Raw genomic sequence first — 24,479 nt, 5'->3', positions numbered from 1 at the left:
GCCTACTGCGGGCCGTACTTGCGGCCGGTGCGGGAGGTGAGCCCGCCGAGCAGACCGCGCGGCGCCAGCTTCACCACACCCATCATCGCCTTGTAGCGGGGGTCCGGGATCGACAGCGACTTCCCGCGCGCGAGGTCGGAGAGCGCGGCGGAGACCAGCTTGTCGGCGTCCAGCCAGAGCCAGTTGGGAATGTTGTCGGTGCCCATCCCGGCCCGCTGGTGGAACTCCGTACGCACGAAGCCCGGGCACAGCGCCATCAGCCGCACGCCCGAACCCGCCAGGTCCCGGGCCGCGCCCTGGGTGAACTGCACCACCCACGCCTTGGACGCGCCGTAGGTCCCGCGCGGTACGAACGCGGCCACCGAGGCGACGTTGACGACTCCGCCGCGCCCGCGCTCGCGCATGCCCTCGGTGGCCGCCGAGGTGAGCCGCAGCACCGCCTCGATGTGCACCTTCAGCATCTTGAGCTCATCGGCCATGGGCACGTCCAGATAGCGGCCCTTGTTGCCGAACCCGGCGTTGTTGACCAGCAGGTCGATCGGCTTCCTGCGCTCGGTGAGCCGGGCCTCGACCGCCGTGATGCCGCCCTCCGTGGACAGGTCGGCGACCAGCACCTCGGCCTCCACGCCGTGCCGGTCGTGCAGCTCGGTGGCCTGGTCCCGGAGCCGCTTGCCGTCGCGGGCCACCAGCACCAGATCGTGCCCGTCGGTGGCCAGCCGCCGCGCGAAAGCGGCCCCGATTCCCGCTGTCGCGCCCGTAATCAGTGCAGTCGTCATACGGGCACGGTAATGCCCCGCGTATGACAGTGGTGTGACGGCCTGTCCGGGTGCTCGCCCGGTGCCTGTCCGGTGCTTGTCCGGTCAGGAAGGCTGCCGGGCGGCCTGCTGCTCCAGATACCTGTGAACCGTGGCGTGGCGCTCCGGCGGCATCGCGTCACCGGCCGCCAGGGTGCGCGGCAGCAGCTCCCGCTCGGTCGTGAACGCGCGGAACCAGAACGCCATCGACACCTCGTGCTCGGGCCGGTGGATCACCTCGATCGCGTCGCCCGCGCGGACCTCGCCCTCCTCGATCACCCGCAGATACGCACCGGGCACCGCGGCCTGCGTGAACCGCTTGACCCAGCCCTGCTCGCCCATGGCGCCCGCGAACGTACGGCACGGAATGCGCGAGCACGACACCTCCAGGACCACGTCCGGGCCGACCCGCCAGCGCTCGCCGATCCGGGCGTCGCTGAGGTCCATGCCGTACGTGGTGAGGTTCTCGCCGAATATGCCGTCGGGCAGCTCGCGGCCCAACTCCCGTCCCCAGGTGTCGAGATCCTCGCGCGCGTAGGCGTAGACAGCCTGGTGGTCGCCGCCGTGGTGGCGCCTGTCGCAGACGTCGTCGCCCGCGACACCGCTGGCGCCCACGCCCTTGGAGCCGGGCCGGAAGATCCGCACGGGACCGTCCACCGGGCGCTTGCCGATGCCGGTGACGCCGCCCTCGGCGTCGGTGTAGTCGACGACCGTGGCGCGGCCCAGGTTCACAGACAGAAGCTTCATGAGGAGAACGCTAACGCGACTGTCTCAAAGCAGCTATCCATTATTTCCCACGATGTCCAAGTGCCCCTTATGCTCGAAGGGTGATCGAGGCCCGTCATCTCCGCGTCCTGCGCGCTGTCGCAACCACCGGCTCCTTCTCGGCGGCCGCCCGCGTGCTGGGCTGCACCCAGCCCGCCGTCAGCCAGCAGATGAAGGCCCTGGAGTCGTCGGCGGGCACCCCGCTCCTGGTGCGCACCGGCCGCGAGACGCGGCTCACCCAGGCGGGCGAGGTCCTGGTGCGGCACGCCTCCGGCATCCTCGCCGGGCTGACGGCCGCGGAGGAGGAGGTCGCCGCCATCGCGGGCCTGCGGGCCGGCCGGGTGCGCCTGGTCTCGTTCCCCAGCGGCTCCTCCACGCTGGTCCCCAGCGCGCTCGCCGCGCTGCGCGCCGCGCACCCCGGCACGCGCGTGTCGCTCGTCGAGGCGGAGCCGCCGCGCTCGGTGGAGATGCTGCGCGAGGGCGACTGCGACATCGCGCTCGCCTTCCGGTACGGGAGGGCGACCACGGAGGAGTGGGACGACCTGGTCGTCCGGCCGTTGCTCATAGACCGCCTGGTCGGGCTCGTCCCCGAGCGCCACCGGCTGGCCGAGAGCGGCACGGTCGACATCCGCGACCTCGCCGACGAGCCGTGGATCGCGGGCTGCCCGCGCTGTCGGCGGCAACTGGTCGAGGTGTGCGAGGAGTCCGGCTTCACCCCGCGCATCGACTTCGCCACCGACGACTACCCGGCGGTGATCGGGCTGGTCGGTGCGGGGCTCGGCGTCGCGGTGCTGCCGGAGCTGGCGATCGCGTCGGTCCGCCCCAAGGGTGCCCGTACGGTCGCGGTCGAGCCGGCCGTGGAGCGCGAGATCGTCGCGCTCACCCTGCCCGACCTGGCCCGGGTGCCGGCCGTCGCGGCCACCCTGGATCAGCTGGCCGGAGCCGCCGCCCGCAACTGACCGGCCGGGCAGGGTCATCGCTCAAGGCGGTGCGCAGCCGCCGCGCATGAGCGGCAGGTAGCCCTGCGAACTGCGCCATCCGGCGCAGGAACGTTTCTGCGAGTCTCGGCGCAGGCGGCGCTAGCCGTGCCCCCCGTCGCCCGCTCCGCCGGTGGCCGCGGCGGTCACCAGCCGGTTGCGGGCCCGGCCCATCAGCTCTTCGCGCTCGTCCTCCGTGAGCCCGCCCCACACGCCGTAGGGCTCGCGCACCGCGAGGGCGTGGGCCGCGCACTGGGCGCGCACCGGGCAGCGCATGCACACCTCTTTCGCCGAGTTCTCGCGCGCACTCCTGGCCGCGCCGCGTTCGCCCTCCGGGTGGAAGAAGAGGGAGCTGTCGACCCCACGGCACGCCGCGAGGAGCTGCCAGTCCCACAGATCGGCGTTCGGTCCGGGAAGGCGGGAGAAATCTGCCATTGCTCATGTCCCCTTGAAGCCGTGCTGAGGCGGATGGGCCGGGTACCCCGGATCACTGGGGTGTACCGACGAACGTACATCTACGGTGTAAGTAGATGTAAATATGACTCATTGCGAATCTAGCCACAGACACCAGAAAAAGGGAAGAAAAGCCGCTAAATGGGGCATACCTCCGAGTGAACGGAGGGTGACCCGCGATGTGCGCCCGGCGCACACGGTTCCTCACGTAGAGTGCCGAAGGTGCCCGTCCGACCCGTAACTCTTTCGAGTGACCGTCGTTGAGAGTGCGGAGCGGTTGAAAGAAGAAGCGCTCGGGCAGGTGTCCGAGGGCGTCAATCGCACAGGTGACGATACGTAACCAGCCTGGAGGCTCAAGGTGACGCGCATCAGCTGCGGAGGACGGCCATGACATCCGTCCTCGTCTGCGACGACTCCCCGCTTGCCCGAGAGGCGCTCCGCCGCGCGGTCGCGACCGTGCCGGGTGTAGAGCGTGTGACGACGGCGGCCAACGGCGAGGAAGTCCTCCGCCGCTGGGGCGCCGACCGCTCGGACCTGATTCTGATGGACGTGCGCATGCCCGGCCTGGGCGGCGTGGAGACGGTCCGGCGGCTGCTGTCCGCGGACCCCGGCGCCCGCATCATCATGCTGACGGTCGCCGAGGACCTGGACGGCGTGGCGCTCGCGGTCGCCGCCGGGGCGCGCGGCTATCTGCACAAGGACGCCTCGCGCGCGGAGCTGCGGGCGACCGTCACCCAGGCGCTCGCCGACCCGACCTGGCGGCTCGCGCCGCGCAGACTGCGCTCGGCCGAGATGGGGGCCGCGCCCACGCTCACCGCGCGTGAGATCCAGGTCCTGGAGGGCATGAGCCACGGCCGGTCCAACGCGGAGATCGGGCGTGAGCTCTTCCTCTCCGAGGACACCGTGAAGACCCACGCCAGGCGGCTGTTCAAGAAACTCGGCGCCTCCGACCGGGCGCACGCCGTGGCGCTCGGCTTCCGCTGGGGCCTGGTGCGCTGACCTGCCCGCGGTGGGGTCGGCCGGATCCCCGTCCGTCGTCGACGGACGGGTCCGTCCCCCCGCTCCGTGGAGCGGCGTGTGACGCTTCGCGCGCGATGCCGCATCCTTGAAGGTGTGGAGTTCCTCGGGGACGAGTCGGTCGAGCGGGAGGGGAGGGCGCAGGAGATGACTTCCGGCGCACCTGCTCATAACGCTTCGGTGCACAACTATGGACGCGGTGCCACGGAGTCTGCGACGCCGGGGCACCATGGACCGATGCGCGACGACGAGACAACGGTGATCGGTGCACTCGTTCACCGTGCCGTCGATGGCGACGAGCAGGCCACGCATGACCTGCTGGCGCATGTTCACCCGCTCGCGCTGCGCTACTGCCGCACCCGGCTGAGCCGGCTGCCGGGCGACGCGCGCCACTTCGTGGAGGACCTCGCGCAGGAGGTCTGTGTCGCCGTGCTGATGGCGCTGCCGCGCTACCGGGACACCGGGCGGCCCTTCGAGGCCTTCGTGTTCGCCATCGCCTCGCACAAGGTCGCCGACCTCCAGCGGGCCGCGATGCGCCACCCGGGTTCGACGGCGGTGCCCTCCGACGAGATGCCGGAGCGGCCGGACGACTCCCTGGGCCCCGAGGAGCGCGCGCTGCTCAGCAGCGACGCCGAGTGGGCCAAGAAGCTGCTCGCCAACCTGCCGGAGAACCAGCGCGAGCTGCTGGTGCTGCGGGTCGCGGTCGGTCTGACCGCGGAGGAGACCGGGCAGATGCTGGGGATGTCGCCGGGCGCGGTCCGGGTCGCCCAGCACCGCGCGCTCAGCAGGCTGCGCGCCCTCGCCGAGCAGTAGTCCCGCAGTCCCGCGCACGCCCTCACATCACGTTTCGGTTGCGTCTTCGGCCCGCTTCACGCGTCCGGCCGTACGCCGCCGCACCCGCGCGTAGCCGTATGTCGCTGTACGGCGCTCCACGCGCGCGTGGCCGTGGCGCACGTACGTGTGAACGTACAAAGAATTCGGTTGATCTTGTTCATGGAATGAGACACCGCGCCAGCCCGTTAGCATGGACATCCGCACCGATCAAGGCCATGGGGAAGGTGTCATGACTGCAAACGTCGACGGAGTGCCCGACAAATTCGCGATGCTCGGGCTGACGTACGACGATGTGCTGCTCCTGCCGGGCGCGTCCGACATGGCGCCCGATCAGATCGACACTTCCTCGTACCTCTCGAAGAACGTGAAGGTGAACGTCCCGCTGCTGTCGGCGGCGATGGACAAGGTCACCGAGGCGCGCATGGCGATCGCCATGGCCCGCCAGGGCGGCGCCGGTGTGCTGCACCGCAACCTCTCGATCGAGGACCAGGCCAACCACGTCGACCTGGTGAAGCGCTCCGAGTCCGGCATGGTCAGCGACCCGATCACGGTCCACCCGGACGCGACGCTGCGCGAGGCCGACGAGCTGTGCGCCAAGTTCCGCATCAGCGGCGTCCCGGTCACCGACCCGGCGGGCAAGCTGCTCGGCATCGTCACCAACCGCGACATGGCCTTCGAGTCGGACCGCTCGCGCCAGGTGCGCGAGGTCATGACCCCGATGCCGCTGGTCACCGGCAAGGTCGGCATCTCCGGCGTGGACGCCATGGAGCTGCTGCGCCGCCACAAGATCGAGAAGCTGCCGCTCGTCGACGACAACGGCATCCTCAAGGGCCTCATCACGGTCAAGGACTTCGTGAAGGCCGAGAAGTACCCGAACGCGGCCAAGGACAAGGACGGCCGGCTGATCGTCGGCGCGGCCGTGGGTGTCGCGGGCGACGCCTACGAGCGCGCCCAGGCGCTGATCGAGGCGGGCGTCGACTTCATCGTCGTCGACACCGCGCACGGCCACTCCCGGCTGGTCGGCGACATGGTCGCCAAGATCAAGTCGAACGCGTCGGGCGTCGACGTCATCGGCGGCAACATCGCCACCCGCGACGGCGCGCAGGCGCTGATCGACGCGGGCGTCGACGGCATCAAGGTCGGCGTCGGCCCGGGCTCCATCTGTACGACGCGTGTCGTCGCCGGTATCGGCGTCCCGCAGGTCACCGCGATCTACGAGGCCTCGCTGGCCGCCAAGGCCGCGGGCGTCCCGGTCATCGGCGACGGCGGCCTGCAGTACTCCGGCGACATCGCCAAGGCCCTGGTCGCGGGCGCCGACACGGTGATGCTCGGCTCGCTGCTCGCGGGCTGCGAGGAGTCCCCGGGCGAGCTGCTCTTCATCAACGGCAAGCAGTTCAAGTCGTACCGCGGCATGGGCTCGCTCGGCGCGATGCAGTCCCGCGGGGAGCAGAAGTCCTTCTCCAAGGACCGCTACTTCCAGGAGGGCGTCGCCTCCGACGAGAAGCTGGTCCCCGAGGGCATCGAGGGCCAGGTGCCCTACCGCGGCCCGCTCTCCGCGGTCGTCCACCAGCTGGTCGGTGGCTTGCGTCAGTCGATGTTCTACGTCGGCGGCCGCACCGTCCCGGAGCTTCAGACCAATGGCCGGTTCGTCCGGATCACCTCGGCGGGCCTCAAGGAGAGCCACCCGCACGACATCCAGATGACGGTCGAGGCGCCGAACTACACCAGGCGCTGACGGCGCCCACGCGCGCGTAGTCGTCGTCGAGGGGCGGTCCCGTTCACGGGGCCGCCCCTCGCCCGTATGTCGGGGACACATATGTCGGGGATACTGGGACCGCTGACGTAGAGGGAAAGGCCCACACAACGTGACTGAGATCGAGATCGGGCGCGGCAAGCGCGGCCGCAGGGCGTACGCGTTCGACGACATCGCCATCGTCCCGAGCCGGCGCACCCGGGACCCGAAGGAGGTCTCGATCGCCTGGCAGATCGACGCCTACCGGTTCGAGCTGCCGTTCCTGGCCGCTCCGATGGACTCCGTCGTGTCGCCGCAGACCGCGATCCGCATCGGTGAGCTCGGCGGCCTGGGTGTGCTGAACCTCGAAGGTCTGTGGACCCGGTACGAGGACCCGCAGCCGCTGCTCGACGAGATCGACGAGCTGGACGAGGCCACCGCGACCCGCCGCCTCCAGGAGATCTACGCGGCCCCGATCAAGGAAGAGCTGATCGGGCAGCGCATCAAGGAGGTGCGCGACTCCGGTGTGGTCACCGCGGCCGCCCTCTCGCCGCAGCGCACGGCCCAGTTCTCCAAGGCCGTCGTGGACGCGGGCGTCGACATCTTCGTCATCCGCGGCACCACCGTCTCGGCCGAGCACGTCTCCGGCGCCGCCGAGCCGCTCAACCTCAAGCAGTTCATCTACGAGCTGGACGTCCCGGTGATCGTCGGCGGCTGCGCCACGTACACCGCGGCCCTGCACCTGATGCGCACCGGCGCGGCCGGCGTGCTGGTGGGCTTCGGCGGCGGCGCCGCGCACACCACCCGCAACGTGCTGGGCATCCAGGTCCCGATGGCCACCGCCGTCGCCGACGTGGCCGCGGCCCGTCGCGACTACATGGACGAGTCCGGCGGCCGCTACGTGCACGTCATCGCGGACGGCGGCGTCGGCTGGTCCGGCGACCTGCCCAAGGCGATCGCCTGCGGCGCGGACGCGGTCATGATGGGCTCCCCGCTGGCCCGTGCCACGGACGCGCCCGGCAAGGGCCACCACTGGGGGATGGAGGCCGTCCACGAGGACGTGCCGCGCGGCAAGCTGGTCGACCTGGGCATCGTCGGCACCACCGAGGAGATCCTCACCGGTCCGTCGCACATCCCGGACGGCTCGATGAACTTCTTCGGCGCCCTGCGCCGCTCGATGGCCACCACCGGCTACAGCGAGCTCAAGGAGTTCCAGCGCGTCGAGGTGACGGTGGCGGACGCGCAGCACAAGCGCTGATGCCGACTCACACGTACGGAGTACGTAGGTGAAGGGGCCCGGACCATGGGATGGTCCGGGCCCCTTCACCATGCCGGGGGTTACGCGGTGGCGCCCTTCTTGGAGCCGGTGAAGGCGGCGGCCGCTGCGATGCCGAAGAACAGGAACGTCAGCGGGTCGGCGTCGGCCTTCCAGAGCTCGTTCACCATGCTCAGGTGGTTCATCAGCAGGTCCGTGGCGTCGACGTGAAGCACCTTGGAGGCGATGATCGCCTCGCCGAGCATCCCGCCCGCGTAGACGGAGCCGAGGGCGAGGACCGCGCTCAGCACCGGCAGGGCGGGGTTGCGCCCCCCGACCCTGCCCGCCGCCCACCCCACGACGAAGCCGACGCCCACGGCCGCGTAGCCGATCTCGTGCTTGGTGGCGCCGAGGATCCCGCCGTACACGCCCGCGCAGACGACGGCGGCGACGAACGCGGCGACCAGACCGCCCGCGAGGTTGTCGCGGACCGGGGCCGGCGGCGGGGCCGGAACGAAGCCCGGGAAGCCCGGCTGCTGCTGCGGCGGTGGAAAGTTCTGGCTCATTTTCGGATCCCCCGAGGTCAAAGAAGCGCGCGCACAACGGCCACGCGCGGAGGCGCCCATGGAAATGCGCACGGCTGTGCGATCGGGCGACCCGAAGAGTAACAGTGCGTGGGCGGGGCGCCACCGGGATTTCGGCGCCTCCGCTACAGCCGGTGGGCCGCGCCACCCGGGGTGACGCCCCGGGTGTCGAGCAGCAGCTGCGCCTTCACCGCAAGACCCTGGAGGTCGTACGTGCAGTGGTGCTGGAGCAGCACCGTGAGGTCGGCGTGGGCGGCCGCCTCGTAGAGCGAGTCCACGCGCGGCACGGGCTGGTCGCGCACGCGCCAGTCCGGCACATACGGGTCGTGGTAGCTCACCGACGCCCCCAGGTCCATCAGCCGCCCCGCGATCTCGGCGGCCGGGGAGCCCTCCAGATCGGCGAGATCGGGCTTGTAGGTGGTCCCGAGGAGCACCACGCGCGCGCCCCGGGCGGACTTGCCGTGCTCGTTCAGGAGCGTGGTGCAGCGCTGGATGACGTACTGCGGCATGTGCGCGTTGATCTCCCGGGCCAGCCCCACCATCCGCAGCCCGGTGTACGGCAGCGGCGTCGGGTCGAGCGGCACGCCGTGGCCGCCCACCCCCGGGCCCGGGCGGAACGGCTGGAAGCCGAACGGCTTGGTCTCGGCGCACCGGATGACGTCCCACAGGTCGACGCCCATGTCGTGGCAGAGCACGGCCATCTCGTTGACCAGCGCGATGTTCACCTGCCGGTAGTTGGTCTCCAGGAGCTTGGTCATCTCCGCCTCACGGGTACCGCGCGCGCGGACGACCTTGTCGGTGAGACGGCCGTAGAAGGCGGCGGCGGACTCGGTGCAGGCGGGGGTGAGGCCACCGATGACCTTGGGCGTGGTGGCGTAGCCGTGCGTGCGGTTGCCGGGGTCGATGCGGCTGGGGGAGTAGGCGAGGTGGAAGTCGCGGCCGGCCCGCAGCCCCGAACCCGCTTCGAGCAGCGGGCGCAGGAAGTCCTCGGTGGTGCCGGGGTGGACGGCCGACTCCAGGATGACCGTGGTGTGCGGGCGCAGCCGCGCGGCGAGTGTGCGGGCCGCGTCGGCGACGGCGCCGAGGTCCAGGGTGCGGTCGGCGCCGAGCGGGGTGGGCGCGCAGATCACGGCGGTGCGCACCCGGCCGAGCTCGGCCGGTCCGGCCGCGGTACGGAAGCCTCCCGCGAGCATCCGGCGCAGCTCGGCCGCGGTGAGGCAGCCGTCGACCGGGGGGCGGCCGGCGCGGAGTTCGGCGAGGACGTGGGGGTCGGTGTCATGGCCGACGGTGTCGATGCCGGCGGCGGCCGCGGCCCGGGCGAGCGGCAGGCCGAGGTGGCCGAGTCCGATGACGGCGAGGTCTGCGGGCATCCGATGACCGTCCTTCCCATAACCGGAGGGGACATGATGCGCAAGCCCTGTGGACAGAATGGGCGTTACGCGATGTCAGACTAAGAGTAAATATGACCGTTATGCGGCATTGCGGGCCCGGGGTCGCCCGAGTGTTGTCCACAGGCGGTGGCCGATGTCGGTGGTCGCGTCCAGAATCGAGGTTGTGAGCCAGACCACCCAGATCAACGGGAGGCAGCCGTGAGGACAGCGACACTGGGACCGGTGCAGCGTGCCGAGGCGCTCGCCGCGATGGCCGAGCGCGAGCTCGATGTGCTGGTCGTCGGGGCCGGGGTGGTCGGCGCGGGCACCGCGCTGGACGCGGCGACCCGCGGCCTGTCCACCGGGCTCGTGGAGGCGCGGGACTGGGCCTCGGGCACCTCCAGCCGGTCGAGCAAGCTGATCCACGGCGGGCTGCGGTATCTGGAGATGCTGGACTTCGCGCTGGTGCGGGAGGCCCTGAAGGAGCGCGGGCTGCTCCTGGAGCGGCTGGCCCCGCACCTGGTGAAGCCGGTGCCGTTCCTCTATCCGCTCCAGCACAAGGGCTGGGAGCGGCTGTACGCGGGATCGGGCGTGGCGCTGTACGACGCGATGTCGGTCTCGTCCGGCCACGGCAGAGGGCTGCCGGTCCACCGGCATCTGTCCCGCCGCAGCGCCCTGCGGGTCGCGCCCTGCCTGAAGAAGGAAGCGCTGGTCGGGGCTCTGCAGTACTACGACGCGCAGATGGACGACGCGCGGTACGTGGCCACCTTGGTCCGCACGTCCGCGAGTTACGGCGCACACGTGGCCAACCGGGCCCGGGTGACCGGGTTTCTGCGCGAGGGCGAGCGGGTGGTCGGGGCGCGGGTGCGCGACGTGGAGGGAGGCGGGGAGTACGAGATCCACGCCAAGCAGATCGTCAACGCGACGGGCGTGTGGACGGACGACACCCAGGCGATGGTCGGCGAGCGCGGCCAGTTCCACGTCCGCGCCTCCAAGGGCATCCATCTGGTGGTACCCAAGGACCGGATCCACTCCACGAGCGGGCTCATCCTGCGGACCGAGAAGTCGGTACTCTTCGTGATCCCGTGGGGCAGGCACTGGATCGTCGGCACCACCGACACCGACTGGGACCTGGACAAGGCCCATCCGGCGGCCTCCAGCGCCGACATCGACTATCTGCTCGAACACGTCAATTCCGTGCTCGCCGTCCCGCTGACCCGGGACGACGTCCAGGGGGTCTACGCGGGCCTGCGCCCGTTGCTGGCCGGTGAGTCGGACGCCACCAGCAAGCTCTCGCGCGAGCACACCGTGGCACATCCGGTGCCCGGGCTCGTGGTGATCGCGGGCGGCAAGTACACGACGTACCGGGTGATGGCGAAGGACGCGGTGGACGAGGCGGTGCACGGCCTGGACCAGCGGGTCGCGGCCTGTGTCACCGAGGACGTGCCGCTGCTGGGCGCGGAGGGATATCGGGCGCTGTGGAACGCGCGGGCGAGGATCGCCGCGCGGACCGGGCTCCATGTGGTGCGCGTGGAGCACCTGTTGAACCGGTACGGCTCGCTCACCGAGGACCTGCTCGAACTGATCGTGGCCGACCCGTCGCTGGGGGAGCCGCTGAGCGCGGCCGAGGACTATCTGCGGGCCGAGATCGTCTACGCCGCGTCGCACGAGGGCGCCCGCCATCTCGACGACGTGCTGACCCGGCGCACCCGCATCTCGATCGAGACGTTCGACCGGGGCACCCGGTCGGCCCGGGAGTGCGCCGAGCTGATGGCGCCGGTCCTCGGCTGGGACAAGGAGCACATTGAGAAGGAGGTGGAGCACTACGAGAAGAGGGTGGAGGCCGAGCGAGAGTCGCAGCGCCAGCCGGACGACCTGACGGCGGACGCGGCGCGGCTGGGAGCGCCGGACATCGTGCCGCTCTAGGACGGGTCCCGGGGGACCTGCGTACTCCCGCCGGGCGGGGCGGTCCACGGCGGGAGTGGGCGAGGGTGATGCGGGCGGCCTCTGCGGGGTGAGGGGTGCTGCGGACGGCCTTTGAGGAGCGAGGGGTGCTGCGGGTTTCTGAGGAGAAAGGGGTGCTGCGGACGGTTTCTGAGGGGTGAGGGCGGCGCGGACGGTTTCTGAAGGGGGGTGAGTGGAACCGGGACCGTGGTGGCGGCCGTGTAGGGGGACAGACCGCTGGTGTGGGAGAGCAAGGAGCGCAGGGTGAGGTGGCGGCCGTCGTTTCCATGGCCGTGTACCGGGCCCGGAAGATGCCGTTCCACGGTGTCGTCGAGCTTCGGCCTGCCCTCGGCCGCCCGCTGCGAGTGTCGGCATCGCGGTGGTCCCCTCTTACCGGAGCCGTCTTGGCGGACGGCGGACCCGGGACAATCATTGGTCCCGGCGTGAGAGACAATGGACGCTCTGCCAGGGCGGGTGCCGCTCCCCCGGGGGCCAACCCCCGGACCCCCGGCAGGAGAAGCAGGGCAAAGCGGTGAACCGGGCCGCCTCACGAGGCAAGTTGCGGGGAGCCGTCGGCCGGGACGCGGTCGGTGCGGGCGCGGATCAGGGATCGCAGAGGGGACGCATGTCGGAGGCGGAGCAGTCGCGGGAGCCCCAGCGGGACGAGCGGAAGGAGCCCGGCGCCAAAGCCGAGGGCAGGCTCCTGGCCGATCGGTACCGGCTCGGGGATGTGCTCGGCCGTGGCGGCATGGGCACGGTCTGGCGTGCCGTCGACGAGACGCTGGGCCGTACCGTCGCCGTCAAGGAGCTGCGTTTTCCCAGCAGCATCGACGACGAGGAGAAGCGCCGTCTCATCACGCGCACCCTGCGCGAGGCCAAGGCGATCGCCCGGATCCGCAACACCAGCGCGGTGACGGTCTACGACGTCGTGGACGAGGACGACCGGCCGTGGATCGTCATGGAGCTGGTCGAGGGCAAGTCGCTCGCCGAAGCGGTGCGCGAGGACGGGCTGCTGACGCCGCGCCGGGCCGCCGAGGTCGGGCTCGCCATCCTCGACGTGCTGCGCTCCGCGCACCGCGAGGGCATCCTGCACCGCGATGTGAAGCCGTCCAACGTGCTGATCGCCGAGGACGGCCGGGTCGTGCTCACCGACTTCGGCATCGCGCAGGTCGAGGGCGACCCGTCCATCACCTCGACCGGCATGCTCGTCGGCGCGCCCTCGTACATCTCGCCGGAGCGCGCGCGGGGCCACAAGCCCGGTCCGGCCGCCGACCTCTGGTCGCTGGGCGGTCTGCTCTACGCGAGCGTGGAGGGCGTCCCGCCGTACGACAAGGGTTCGGCGATAGCGACGCTGACGGCTGTCATGACCGAACCGGTGGACCCGCCGCAGAACGCGGGACCGCTTCTGGAGAAGGTCATTTACGGTCTGCTCGCCAAGGACCCCGAGCAGCGGCTCGACAACGCGGCGGCGCGTGCGCTGCTCACCGAGGTCATCCACGCCCCGGACGAGCCCGCGCCCGCGCCGGAGCCGGTGTCGTCCGAGGTGACGCGGGTCGTCGCGCTGCCCCCGGTGCCCGGCGAGCCCAAGGGCGAGACGGGCGCGAAGGCGAAGGAGGTGGCCGACGCGGCCGCCGACCGGATGCGGGGCGCGCTCAAGTCCGTACGGAACGCGGCGGTGGCGGCGCAGACGACCGCCAAGGAGAAGGCGAAGGACAAGGCCAAGGACCGGGCGGTCGGCAAGACCGCCGCCAAGTCCCTTGGCGGGGCGGCCGCGTCCGCCGGGTCGGCGCCGGTCGCTCCTCGGACGCCGTCCGGGCCGCCCGCGCCGGTGCGGGCGCCGCTCACCGATGTCGTGCCGCGCCGCACGCTCGTGATCATCGCGGTCGTCGCGGCGCTGGCCGTGCTCGGCACGGTGCTCGCGATAGCGCTGAGCGGCGGCGGTGACGACAAGGGCAAGGGCAAGACCGGTAAGGACGGCAAGAGCGACAAGGCCGCGTCGAGCGGGTCCACGGCGGGCGGCGACAAGACCGGCAACGGCAAGGCCCCCAACGGTCAGGCCCAGGGCAACGGTCAGGGGCAGGCGCAGACCGAGGGGCAGAACGGGGGCAAGACCTCCAGCGCGCCCGCGAGCCCCGGCACGGGGACCGGGAACGGGAGCGGAAGCGCGGCCGGGCTGCCGAGCGGCTACGCCATGGTCACCGACGGCGACTTCCACTTCTCCATGGCCATGCCCGCCGGGTTCCACCGCACCGGCATAGCCGGGGACAACTCGGGCGGCATATACAGCGCCAACGGCGGGTTCCCGCGCGTCCAGGTCGACTTCAACTCCAGCCCGAGCAACGACGCCAAGCGGGCCTGGCTGGAGCTCGCCGGGGCGGTCGCTGGGAGCAGCAGCAACTACAAGCTCGTCGGCATACAGTCGGTCGGGTACAAGGGCTACCCCACGGTGGCGGACTGGACGTTCGAGCGGGACCAGAGCGGCCAGCACGTGCGGGTGCTCAACCGTGGCTTCAAGGCCGACGGGTCGCACGGCTACGCGATCATGATCACCTGCAAGGCGGCCGAGTGGGACGCCGAGGCGTGTGCGACGCTGCGCAAGACGGCGTTCGACACGTTCAGCCCCAAGGACTGAGCAGGCCACGTATCGTGAGAGCTCGCGGACCGTACGCAGCCACAATGGGCCGGTAATCGACCGGAATTGACGGGTTCGGGGGACAGCGCGCTGTGGGGAGGCGTCGTGGACGAGTATGCGGGTCGGGTGCTCGCCGACCGCTATCGGCTGCCGCTGCCGTCTTCGGACGAGTACGAACTGGTCGAGACCAGGGCTTTTGACACCTACAGCGGGCAGGAAGTCCTGGTGCGGCGGGTGCCGTTGCCGGAGGTCGTGGACGCCGAGGTGCAGGGGGCGGACGGGCGGTACGGGGGAGGGTTCGGCGGCGGGGCGCGGCGACGGCCGGCCGATCCGTTTCTGCGGCGCGCGATCGAGGCGGCCCAGGCGGCCGCGCGGATCCCCGACCATCCCCGGCTGGACCAGGTCTTCGATGTGTTCGCCGAGGACGGTTCGCTGTGGATCGTCAGCGAACTCGTGATGGCCCGGCCGCTGGCGGCGCTGCTCGCCGAGCGGCCGATGGCGCCGTACCGGGCGGCGGAGGTCGCCTCCGATGTGCTCACCGCGCTGCGGGTGCTGCACGCGCACGGCTGGACGCACCGGAACATCACGGCCCGGACCGTGTTGATATGCGATGACGGCCGCGTGATGCTGACCGGTCTCGCGGTCGGCGCGGCGGAGGAGGCGCTGTGCGGTTACGCGGTGGTGCCTGCGGCGTTCGGCGGTGGTGACGACGAGTTCGGCGCGGCGGATGACGGCGCGTCGGCGGAGGCGGCGGACGGGGTTGGTGTCGTCGACCCCCACGCCCCCTTCAGGCCGCCCGCGCCGACGGCTCCGGCCGCCCGGCCTGCCCCGCTTCCGTCGACCAGAGCGCCCGCGCTGCCCGCCGGTTGGTCCCCGGCGGGGCCGGACGGGGACGGCCTGAACGGTGCTGGCCCGGACCACGACGGCCCGGGCCATGGCGGCCCGGACGGTGGCGCGCAGGCCGCCGACGGGCGGATGGCGCATGGGCAGATGACGCACGGGCAGGCCCTTGTGCCCCGGCCCGGCGCGTCCACCGCCGCCGGAACGCGGGCCGGAGCCATCGCCGCGTATCGGGCCGGGGCGCGGGCCGCCGCGCGCGTGGGGGACGACGGGGCGCTCCCGATGCAGCGTCCGGCGCCCCCGCAGGCCGAGTTGGAGGGGGTCTGGCGCGACGCCGCCACCACGGACACCGGCTCTGCCGGCACCACTGCCGGCACCGACACCCGCGCCGACGCCATCGGCCGGGGTGTGTACGACCCGGTGAGCGGCACGCGCGTACCGCATACGCCCGCCGCCGGACCCGACGAGGCACCGGCCACAGGCCCAGCCACAGACCTGGCCACGGACCCGGCCATCGGCCCCGCCACGGGCCCCGACACCAGCGCGACCCCCGCCGCCTCCGCCAGCCCCTACGCCATCGAGGAGGGGCCGGACTCGGGGCGGACCCGGCGGGCGTACGACCCGGTGACGGGCCGTTGGATCCCGCGCCCGGAGCTCTCCCGCCCGCCGGGCGTCCCCAGCACCCCCAGCGCACCCCCCGCCACCACCGGCCCGCCGCCCTCCGCCGCGCCGCGGCCCGCGTTGCCGCATGCCACCGGGGCCGGGGCCGACGCGTTGCGGGCGGACGCGCAGCGCCAGACGCATGCCAGTGCGGGCGTCGCCGCCCGGGAGAGCGGTGCGGGCGGCTGGGAAGCCGTGGCGCCGCAGCCGCACGGGGGCGGGTACCGCGGGCCCACCACGCGCCTCGCGGCCGAGCGGGCGCGGCAGACGCGGATCGCCGTCGTGGGGGGCGTCACCGAGCGCTGGGCGCCCGAGCAGGCCGGGCCGATACACGAGAACTGGCGGCTCGCGCCGCCGATCGGGCCCGCCACCGATCTGTGGGCGCTGGGCGCGCTGCTGTTCCGGGCGGTGCAGGGGCATGCGCCGTACCCGGAGGAGAACGCGGTCGAGCTGGTGCAGATGGTGTGCGGCGAGCCGCCCGCGTTCGCCGAGGAGTGCGGACCGCTGCGGCCGGTCGTCGAGTCGCTGCTGCGCCAGGACCCCACCGAGCGGCCGGAGTTCGAGGAGCTGCGCGGCTGGCTGCGCTCGATCGTGCGGTCCGCGCCCGAACCGGACGCGGGCACCCACGTCGTCCCGCTGCCCTCGCCGGACGCCACCCGGCTGCCGATCCTGCGGCGGCGCGGCGAGTTGGTGCGGCGCCGCCGCGCGGCCGCCGCGGGCGCGGGCCGCCACCGGCAGCAGCGCAGGTCCGCGCCCCGCAGACCGGAGCGGCTGAGCGTTCAGGAGGAGTTCAGCGAGGCCGGCGTGCCCCTGCGGGCCGAACCCCGTACGCCGCGTGCGCCGAAGCGGGAACGCGCGCCGAAGCGGGAACGTACGCGCGCGCCACAGCGGGAGGACACCGGACAGAAGCCCCGTTCCCTCGGCCGCACCCTCGTGCTGCTCGTCCTCCTGGTGCTCGTCGCGGCCCTCGCGTACGCCGTGTTCTTCATGCCCAAGTCCGGCTCCAAAGGCGCGACGGACAACGGTGAGGGGGCGCCCGCCGGGCAGAGCGCCCCGCGCACCACGCCGACGCCGAGCCCGCCCGCGCGTACCGAAAGCACCGGTTCGCCCTCCACCCCGCAGACCCAGACCACCGCGCCCGGCGGGCAGCCACCCGCCAAGGGGTACGTGATGCGTACGGACCCCGAGGGGTTCCGGACTGCCGTCGATCCGTCCTTCGAGCGGCAGCCCATCAACGACGCCGGACAAGTCCGTTATGTCGGCGGGGACTTCACGCTGGTCATCGTGCCCGGCCGGGACGGCGTCAAGAGCGTGGGCGACGATCCGCTCGCGTACCAGCGCGACAAGGAGCGCGAGCTGCAACCGTTTCGGGACTCGGCCTGGGCCACCGCGGCCGGGCTCAGACGGGTCGACATTGGCCGGAAAGTGACTGCCGAGGGGCAGTTCACCTGGCGTGACAGCACCGGCCGGACCGTTTACGTACGCAATCAGGTCATGCTCATACATGGCCGGTACCACATCATCCAGGTCATCGGTCCGGAGCCGCAGCGGGACAAGGTGACGGAGATCTATACGCAGGCCACGGCCGCCTACAGCGCCACTCGTTGACGGTTCATAGGTTGCCTCAGACACATACCTCGCAGTCGGTGCGGTGCAAGGTGCCCCCGAGGTTCCCTGGCCGGAATCCGCTCCGTAACCTTGCCCCTTAAGAACCGGCCGGGCGGGGGACGTGGAACAGAACCAGAGCAACAGCGGCAAGGGCGCGGAAGCGGTGGCGGCGGGGCTGCTGCTGGCCGGGCGCTACCGCCTGGGCGACACCATCGGCCGCGGTGGCATGGGCAAGGTCTGGCGGGCCCACGACGAGGTCCTGCACCGGACGGTGGCCGTCAAGGAGCTGACCGCCGCGCTGTACGTGGCCGAGGCCGACCGCGTCGTGCTGCACGCCCGTACGCAGAAGGAGGCGCGGGCCGCCGCGCGCATCACGCACCCCGGCGTGGTCACCGTCCACGATGTGCTCGACCACGACAACCGCCCCTGGATCGTGATGCAGTACGTCGACGGGCCCTCGCTCGCCGACGCCGTCAAGGCCTCGGAGACCGGGCGCATAGAAGCCCGCGAGGCCGCCCGCATAGGTCTGCACGTCCTCGGCGCGCTGCGCGCGGCCCACGCGGCCGGGGTGCTGCACCGCGACGTCAAGCCCGGCAACGTCCTGCTCGCCCGCGACGCGCGCGTGCTGCTCACCGACTTCGGCATCGCCGCCATCGAGGGCGACTCCACGATCACCCGGACCGGTGAACTGGTGGGCTCGATCGACTATCTGGCGCCCGAGCGGGTACGAGGAGGACAGCCCGGTCCCGCCTCCGACCTCTGGTCGCTGGGCGCCACGCTCTACACCGCCGTCCAGGGCGAGTCGCCCTTCCGCCGCTCCTCGCCCATCTCCACCATGCAGGCCGTGGTGAACGAGGAGCCCCCGCCCGCCACGCACGCGGGAGCGCTCGCCCCGGTCATCACCGCCCTGCTGCGCAAGGACCCCGACGACCGCCCCTCGGCCGAAGAGGCCGAGCGGATGTTCCTGGAGGCGATGGAGGGGCGCGAGCCCAGGGCCGCGCACGAGTACGTGCCGACCCGGCAGGTCTCCGAGGCCGAGCTGCACGCCGCCAACGGCCCGGCGGGCGGCTCCGGTACGGTCCGCACGCCCGCGCCCGCACCGGCGCCCGAGGCCGTGGTGCCCGCGCCCTCGGTCGCCTCCGCGCGCCCGGCGGGCAGGCGCCGCTGGCGGACCGTCGCCCTGGTGGTCGCGCTCGCGGCCGTCGTCGGCGGCGGGGTCGGCCTCGCCGTGCTCAAGTACCGCGACAGCGGCACCGGCACCACCACGACCGGTGGCACGGCCTCCAAGTCGCCGGACAAGTCCCCGGACAAGGACAAGCCGGTCAAGCAGGGCGACGCGTCCTTGCCCGACGGCTGGAAGCGGGTGAAGGACCCGGCCGGGTTCACCCTCTTCGTGCCCGAGGGCTGGCGGCGCCAGATGGACGGCAAGGAGGTCGACTACACGCCGGACGACGGCCGCCACTACATCCGGATCAGCGTGGGCAAGCCCGACTTCGAGAACCCGTACATGCACCAGCTGAACCTGGAGAAGGCGCTGGAGAAGCGGCTGCCCAAGTACCAGCGGATCACGCTGCACTCCAACACCTTCCGGGACCAGGTGAACTCCTCGCTCTGGGAGTTCACCTATGTGGAGAAGAAGGGCTTCCCGGGCAAGCGGCACGCGATCGACCAGATGTACTTCTCCGAGGACGGCGGCACCGAGTACGCGGTGTACATGTCGGGCCCGGAGTCCGACTGGGCGACCACCCGTGAGCAGTTCGACACGGTGCTGCGCGGCTGGCAGCCGCCGCCGCAGAACTGACGCCACATCAAGTCCGGTGGGATCCGGCCCCGGGGGCCGGTCGCGGCCGTCCCGTGACCTCACGCCCTGCTCGGGCGCGGGCCCGTGCGGCATGATGGGCCCAGGACGAGTATCAGGGGGAAAGCGCGGTGCCCGCACCTGTCAGTGACCCGCGTGGCGGTCCGGCCGACGAGCGCCTGATCGCCGGGCGCTACCGGCCGACAGCCCGGCTCGGCCGGGGCGGCATGGGCACCGTCTGGCGCGCCCAGGACCAACTGCTCGGCCGTCAGGTCGCGGTCAAGGAGCTGCACCCCGACGGCGGCGGCCCCGCGACCGCCGCGCTGCGCGAGGCCCGGGCCGTGGCGCAGATCAAGCACCCGCACGTCATCGTCGTCCACGACGTGGTCGAGCAGGACGGGCGCTCGTACATCGTGATGGAGCTGGTCGAAGGCGGCTCGCTGGCCGACCGGCTGCGGCTGCGCGGGCCGGTCGACGCGGCCGAGGCGGCCCGCATCGGCATCGCGCTGCTGGGCGCGCTCGGCACCGCGCACCGCCAGGGCGTGCTCCACCGCGACCTCAAGCCCGCCAACGTCCTCCTGGAGGAGGACACCGGCCGGGTGGTGCTCACCGACTTCGGGATCGCGCAGCTGCCGGGCACCACCACGATCAGCGAGGACGGCGCGTTCGTCGGCTCGCCCGAGTACACCTCGCCGGAGCGGATGCAGGGCGCGGCGGCCGGGCCCGAGTCCGACCTGTGGTCGCTCGGCGCGCTCCTGTGCGCCGCCCTGAGCGGCGAATCCCCCTTCCACCGCGACTCGTTGGGCGGTGTGCTGCACGCCGTGGTCACCGACGAGATCCGCCCGCCGGCCGCCGCCGCCCCGCTGCTCCCGGTCGTCCACGGGCTGCTCGACCGCGACCCGGTGCGCAGGCTGGGCGCGCCCGAGGCGACCGAGCTCCTGAAGGCGTACGTGTCGACGGGCTCCACCCCCGTCACCCCGCGCCAGTACACGCCGACCGAGCGCGTGGCGGTGACCGGCCCGGCGCCCCGGCCGAGGCGCGGCAGGACCGCGCTGGTCGCGGCGGTCCTGGTCGCCGTCCTCGCCGGTGCGGGCGCGGCCGCCGCCGTACTGCTGAGCGGTGACGACGGCGGGCACGACGGCGGGAAGGCGCAGGCCGCGACGGGCGGCGGCGCGGCCACGGCGACGGTCACCGCGTCCTCGGCCGCGTCGGTGCGGCCCGAGGTGCCGGGCGCCACGGTGACGGTCACGGCGTCCTCGCCCGTTCCGGAAGGCACCGCGCCCGCCGGGTACCGCGTGGTCCGCGACCCGGACGGCTTCACCCTCACGGTCCCGGCGGGCTTCACCCGGACCACCGACGACCGGCGGGTCTTCTATGTGTCGCCGGACGGCGCCTTCCGGCTGGGGATCCGGCTGCAGAACTCGGTCTCCGGCGGCCCGCTCGGCGTCATGCGGATCGCCGACGCCAACGGGCCGAGCAGCAACCCCGGTTACCGGGACGGCAAGGTCGTCGCCACCACGCACCAGGGCCATGACGCGGCGCTCTGGGAGTTCAGCTGGAACGGCTTCAGCGCGGCCGAGGGGCCCCGGCACACGTACGACGAGTCCTGGGACGAGGGCGGCAAGATGTACGACGTGTGGGTGTCGGCGCCGACAGGGCGGCGCGACGAGGCGAAGCGGCACTTCGACACCGCGCTCGACTCGTTCACGCCGTCGGCCTGACCGCGTCACGACTGTCACGGCTCTGCATCCGCTCAACCCGTGCTGTGGCAAGGGCAACTCCCGTTCGACAGGATGTGTGCATGACGAACGACGGGGGACAGGCCGACGAGCCCACCAGCTACGGACTCCAGCCGCCCCAGCCCGTGCCGCCCCAGCCCGTGCCCACCGAGTACGAGCCCACCCGGAGCGAGGCCACAGAGGCCACAGAGGCACCGGAGGCACCGGAGGCCGGTGCCGGGCGGGTTCTCGGTGGCCGCTACCGGCTCGTCGACCGCCTCGGCCACGGCGGCATGGGCACGGTCTGGCGGGCGCACGACGAGGTGGTGGACCGGGACGTGGCGGTCAAGGAGCCGCGCGTACCGGACCACTTGGGCGAGCGCGAGCGTGCCACCGTCCATCTGCGGATGCAGCGCGAGGCCCGGGCCGCCGCCCGGATCGACCACCCCAGCGTCGTCACGATGCACGACGTGGTCGTCGAGGACGGCAAGCCGTGGATCGTGATGGAGCTGGTGCGCGGTCACTCGCTGGCCGACCGGCTCCAGGAGGGCACCCTCGACGTACGCGAGGCCGCGCGGATCGGGCTCGCGGTCCTCGGCGCGCTCACCGCGGCCCACGAGGCGGGCGTCCTGCACCGCGATGTGAAGCCCGCCAACGTCCTGCTCGGGCGCGGCGAGCGGGTCGTCCTCACCGACTTCGGCATCGCGCAGGTCGAGGGCGAGGAAGGGCTCACCGAGACCGGCGCCTTCGTCGGCTCGCCCGAGTTCATCGCCCCGGAGCGGGTGCTCGGCCAGCGGCCGGGGCCGGAGTCGGACCTGTGGTCGCTGGGCGTCGTGCTGTACGCGGCGGTCGAGGGCATGTCCCCGTACCGGCGCAGCAACACCCCGGCCACCCTCCAGGCCGTCCTGTCGGCCGAGCCGCAGATGCCGGCCCGGGGCTCGGGCGCCTTCGGCACGCTGGTGATGCAGCTGCTGCGCAAGGACCCGGCGGCGCGGCCCGCCCCGGCCGAGATCCGCCGGACCCTGGAGCCGGTCGCGAACCCGGCGCCCGCCACGGTGGCCGCGACCCGGCTGCTGAGCGACGCGGGCGCCCGTTCCGCCACCGGCGCCCGCGCCTGGGTCCCGCCCGTCCTGGCGGGCAGCAAGCGCGCCCGCTACGGCCTCGGCGGCGGCCTGCTCGCGGTGGCCCTCGCGGCGACGCTGCTCCTCACCGACCCGTTCGGCGGCGGCGGACTGCCGTCGGGCTGGCAGGTGCGGCCCGAGAACGAGGTGCTGAACGCGGACGTCGCGGTGCCCGAGGACTACAAGCGCACCCAGTCCGACAAGGCGGACGCGGTCACCTACAACGACCCCAGCGGGGTGTTCGAGATCGACGTCTGGCGCACCGACACCAAGGCCAGGACGGACGACCCCGGCCCCACCGGGGCCTCCTGGAAGTCCCACTACGAGCACGGCGGCGCGGGGACCACCGAGATGCGAAACGCCGTGGTCACCGTCAAGGACACCACCCACCAGGGCAAGAAGGCGTCCGAGGTGGTCACCGACTACGTCCCGTACGGGACTTCGACGAGCGACCCCAACCCGTACCACTTCCGCTTCCACGAGCTGCTGATCCCGGGAAGCGGCTCGGTCTACTGGCAGCTGAGGGTCAGGATGCCGGCCGCGGGCAAGGCGTCGAGGGACGGCGAGAAGCTGTTCGGCCAAGTCGTCGACGGTCTGAAAATTCATGGTCTCTGAGGGAAACAGGGCCTGATCAGCGGTTATGTGGCCAGTGATTACTGGCGTGTTTGTGAGGGTGCGACAAAGGTATTACCGGCGGGTACCCAAACGGTTGCGCCGGGCATACGCTCCCTCCCATGACGGACTCGCAGGCCACGCCCTCCAGCACCCGTACGAACCCGGTCGCCGCGGCTCCCACGGGCGCCCGCACCGCCGCCGATGTGGTCACGCCCGAGGTGGTGGGCCGCCTCACCCGGGGTGTCGTCGGCTCCGGCCGGACGGCGAACCACACGCCGTTCACCGGTGAGAAGCTGGCGGACCTGCCCGAGTCCACGCCCGAGGACGTCGCCGAGGCGTTCGCGCGCGCCCGCGCGGCGCAGCCCGCCTGGGCCGCGACCGGGGTCCGTGAGCGCGCGGCCGTCCTGCTGCGCTTCCACGACCTGGTCCTCGCGCGTCAGGCCGAGGTCCTGGACCTCATCCAGCTGGAGACCGGCAAGGCCCGCCTGCACGCGCACGAGGAGGTGCAGGCCGTCGCCGTGGCCGCGCGCCACTACGGCCGCAAGGCGCCCGCGTATCTGCGCCCCAAGCGCCACACCGGTGTCGTGCCGACCCTCACCAAGGTCACCGAACTGCGCCAGCCGCGCGGGGTGGTGGGGCAGATCGCGCCCTGGAACTACCCGTTCGAGCTGTCGGTGGGCGACGCGCTGCCCGCGTTCGTCTCCGGCAACGCCGTGGTGATGAAGCCCGACACCGAGACCGCGCTCACCGCGCTGTGGGCCCGTGACCTGCTGATCGAGGCGGGGCTTCCCGCCGAGGTGTTCCAGGTGGTCATCGGCGAGGGACCGGTCGTCGGCCCCGAGGTCGTCCGGCACGCCGACTACGTCTCGTTCACCGGCTCCACCCGCACCGGCCGCGAGGTCGCCCAGGGCGCGGCGGCCCGACTGGTGGGCGTCTCGCTGGAGTTGGGCGGCAAGAACGCGATGCTGGTGCTGCGCGACGCCGATGTGGAGAAGGCCGCGGCGGGCGCCGTCCGCGCCTGCTTCTCCTCGGCGGGCCAGCTCTGCATCTCCATCGAGCGGCTGTACGTCCACGAGTCGATCGCCGACGACTTCGTGGAGCGGTTCGCCGCCCGTACGAAGGCGATGCGGCTCGGCACCGCGCTCGCGTACGGCGCCGACATGGGCTCGCTGGTGGGCGAGCGCCAGCTGGAGACGGTGACGCGGCACGTCGAGGAGGCCGTCGCCAAGGGCGCCCGGCTGGTCGCGGGCGGCGTGGCCCGCCCCGACATCGGCCCGCTCTTCTACGAGCCGACCATCCTCGACGGCGTGCAGGACCCGATGGCCGTCTGCACCGAGGAGACCTTCGGCCCGGTCGTGTCCGTCTACCGGTTCACCGACGAGGACGAGGTCGTCGAGGCCGCGAACGCCACCCCGTACGGCCTCAACTCCTCGGTCTGGACGAAGGATTCGCGCCGGGGCCACCAGGTCGCCGCGAAGCTGCGCACCGGCACGGTCAACATCAACGAGGGGTACGCGCCGGCGTACGGCAGCGTCCAGTCCCCGATGGGCGGCATGAAGGACTCGGGCCTGGGCCGCCGGCACGGCTCCGAGGGCATCCTCAAGTACACCGAGGCCCAGACCGTCGCCCAGCAGCGCGTCCTGCCGCTGGCGCCGTCCTTCGGCATGGACGACGAGAAGTACGCCGCGTTCATGAGCCGCAGCCTCAAGGCGATGAAGGCGCTCCGGCTGCGCTGAGCCCGCCCGACTCCCCGCCCCCGTCC

18 protein-coding genes are annotated in these 24,479 nt (G+C 72.4%); 12 read left to right on the top strand and 6 right to left on the bottom strand.

Annotated elements, in window-relative coordinates; genetic code table 11:
• Window positions 1-2: 2 nt before the first annotated feature.
• Window positions 3-776: an SDR family NAD(P)-dependent oxidoreductase gene (locus ACGFRG_RS28010; protein WP_393268351.1), complete on the bottom strand. Its 774-nt coding sequence runs from the start codon at window positions 774-776 to the stop codon at window positions 3-5.
• 84 nt (window positions 777-860) lie between these two features.
• A complete protein-coding gene (locus tag ACGFRG_RS28005; protein ID WP_393268349.1) occupies window positions 861-1,541 on the bottom strand; it encodes an MOSC domain-containing protein in 681 nt (226 codons plus the stop codon).
• 80 nt (window positions 1,542-1,621) lie between these two features.
• Here ACGFRG_RS28005 and ACGFRG_RS28000 point away from each other — a divergent pair, with 80 nt between their 5' ends.
• Window positions 1,622-2,518, top strand: a complete 897-nt coding sequence (locus ACGFRG_RS28000) for a LysR family transcriptional regulator (protein WP_393268346.1) — start codon at window positions 1,622-1,624, stop codon at window positions 2,516-2,518.
• 120 nt (window positions 2,519-2,638) lie between these two features.
• Here ACGFRG_RS28000 and ACGFRG_RS27995 read toward each other — a convergent pair whose 3' ends face one another.
• The gene (locus tag ACGFRG_RS27995; RefSeq protein WP_188276333.1) at window positions 2,639-2,971 is read right to left on the bottom strand and encodes a WhiB family transcriptional regulator; all 333 of its coding nucleotides are present in this window, start codon (window positions 2,969-2,971) and stop codon (window positions 2,639-2,641) included.
• 405 nt (window positions 2,972-3,376) lie between these two features.
• Here ACGFRG_RS27995 and ACGFRG_RS27990 point away from each other — a divergent pair, with 405 nt between their 5' ends.
• From ACGFRG_RS27990 to ACGFRG_RS27975, 4 genes are all read left to right on the top strand, one after another.
• Window positions 3,377-3,988: a response regulator transcription factor gene (locus ACGFRG_RS27990; RefSeq protein ID WP_003948568.1), complete on the top strand. Its 612-nt coding sequence runs from the start codon at window positions 3,377-3,379 to the stop codon at window positions 3,986-3,988.
• A gap of 255 nt (window positions 3,989-4,243) precedes the next feature.
• Window positions 4,244-4,819 (top strand): sigma-70 family RNA polymerase sigma factor, encoded by a 576-nt coding sequence (locus ACGFRG_RS27985; protein WP_361426636.1) that lies wholly within the window; start codon window positions 4,244-4,246, stop codon window positions 4,817-4,819.
• Between the two features lie 250 nt (window positions 4,820-5,069).
• Entirely contained in the window at window positions 5,070-6,575 is a 1,506-nt protein-coding gene (guaB, locus tag ACGFRG_RS27980; RefSeq protein ID WP_361426638.1) for an IMP dehydrogenase, read from the top strand.
• Window positions 6,576-6,705: 130 nt separating this feature from the next.
• Window positions 6,706-7,830, top strand: a complete 1,125-nt coding sequence (locus tag ACGFRG_RS27975) for a GuaB3 family IMP dehydrogenase-related protein (RefSeq protein ID WP_361426641.1) — start codon at window positions 6,706-6,708, stop codon at window positions 7,828-7,830.
• An 80-nt stretch (window positions 7,831-7,910) separates the two neighbouring features.
• Here the strand turns inward: ACGFRG_RS27975 and ACGFRG_RS27970 are convergent, their stop codons facing one another.
• The gene (locus tag ACGFRG_RS27970; protein ID WP_361426644.1) at window positions 7,911-8,393 is read right to left on the bottom strand and encodes a hypothetical protein; all 483 of its coding nucleotides are present in this window, start codon (window positions 8,391-8,393) and stop codon (window positions 7,911-7,913) included.
• A 143-nt stretch (window positions 8,394-8,536) separates the two neighbouring features.
• Window positions 8,537-9,781 carry a nucleotide sugar dehydrogenase gene (locus ACGFRG_RS27965; protein WP_361426647.1) on the bottom strand — a complete coding sequence of 415 codons (1,245 nt, stop codon included), beginning with the start codon at window positions 9,779-9,781 and terminating at the stop codon, window positions 8,537-8,539.
• A 219-nt stretch (window positions 9,782-10,000) separates the two neighbouring features.
• On the opposite strand from ACGFRG_RS27965, the gene ACGFRG_RS27960 reads away from it, so the two are divergent.
• Complete coding sequence (locus ACGFRG_RS27960; protein ID WP_361426650.1) at window positions 10,001-11,707, top strand: glycerol-3-phosphate dehydrogenase/oxidase; 1,707 nt, start codon at window positions 10,001-10,003, stop codon at window positions 11,705-11,707.
• Here ACGFRG_RS27960 and ACGFRG_RS27955 read toward each other — a convergent pair.
• Window positions 11,704-12,048 carry a hypothetical protein gene (locus ACGFRG_RS27955; protein ID WP_393268338.1) on the bottom strand — a complete coding sequence of 115 codons (345 nt, stop codon included), beginning with the start codon at window positions 12,046-12,048 and terminating at the stop codon, window positions 11,704-11,706. The two genes, ACGFRG_RS27960 and ACGFRG_RS27955, sit on opposite strands and share 4 nt — an antisense overlap.
• 302 nt (window positions 12,049-12,350) lie before the next feature.
• Here ACGFRG_RS27955 and ACGFRG_RS27950 point away from each other — a divergent pair, with 302 nt between their 5' ends.
• The 6 genes from ACGFRG_RS27950 to ACGFRG_RS27925 all read left to right on the top strand — a co-directional run bounded on the left by ACGFRG_RS27950 (window position 12,351) and on the right by ACGFRG_RS27925 (window position 24,453).
• Complete coding sequence (locus ACGFRG_RS27950; RefSeq protein WP_361426653.1) at window positions 12,351-14,357, top strand: serine/threonine-protein kinase; 2,007 nt, start codon at window positions 12,351-12,353, stop codon at window positions 14,355-14,357.
• A 105-nt stretch (window positions 14,358-14,462) separates the two neighbouring features.
• Window positions 14,463-17,465 (top strand): protein kinase, encoded by a 3,003-nt coding sequence (locus tag ACGFRG_RS27945; protein ID WP_393268334.1) that lies wholly within the window; start codon window positions 14,463-14,465, stop codon window positions 17,463-17,465.
• A gap of 178 nt (window positions 17,466-17,643) precedes the next feature.
• Complete coding sequence (locus ACGFRG_RS27940; protein ID WP_361426772.1) at window positions 17,644-19,266, top strand: serine/threonine-protein kinase; 1,623 nt, start codon at window positions 17,644-17,646, stop codon at window positions 19,264-19,266.
• Between the two features lie 224 nt (window positions 19,267-19,490).
• On the top strand, window positions 19,491-20,984 hold the full coding sequence (locus tag ACGFRG_RS27935; RefSeq protein WP_393268532.1) for a serine/threonine-protein kinase: 1,494 nt from the start codon (window positions 19,491-19,493) through the stop codon (window positions 20,982-20,984).
• A gap of 80 nt (window positions 20,985-21,064) precedes the next feature.
• Window positions 21,065-22,717 (top strand): serine/threonine-protein kinase, encoded by a 1,653-nt coding sequence (locus ACGFRG_RS27930; RefSeq protein ID WP_393268331.1) that lies wholly within the window; start codon window positions 21,065-21,067, stop codon window positions 22,715-22,717.
• Between the two features lie 119 nt (window positions 22,718-22,836).
• Window positions 22,837-24,453: a succinic semialdehyde dehydrogenase gene (locus ACGFRG_RS27925; protein WP_361426662.1), complete on the top strand. Its 1,617-nt coding sequence runs from the start codon at window positions 22,837-22,839 to the stop codon at window positions 24,451-24,453.
• Window positions 24,454-24,479: the final 26 nt, after the last annotated feature.

Origin of the sequence: Streptomyces sp. NPDC048696, from assembly GCF_043198895.1 — a bacterium.
Classification (GTDB): domain Bacteria; phylum Actinomycetota; class Actinomycetes; order Streptomycetales; family Streptomycetaceae; genus Streptomyces.
This window is presented reverse-complemented; position numbering and strand designations above follow the sequence as displayed.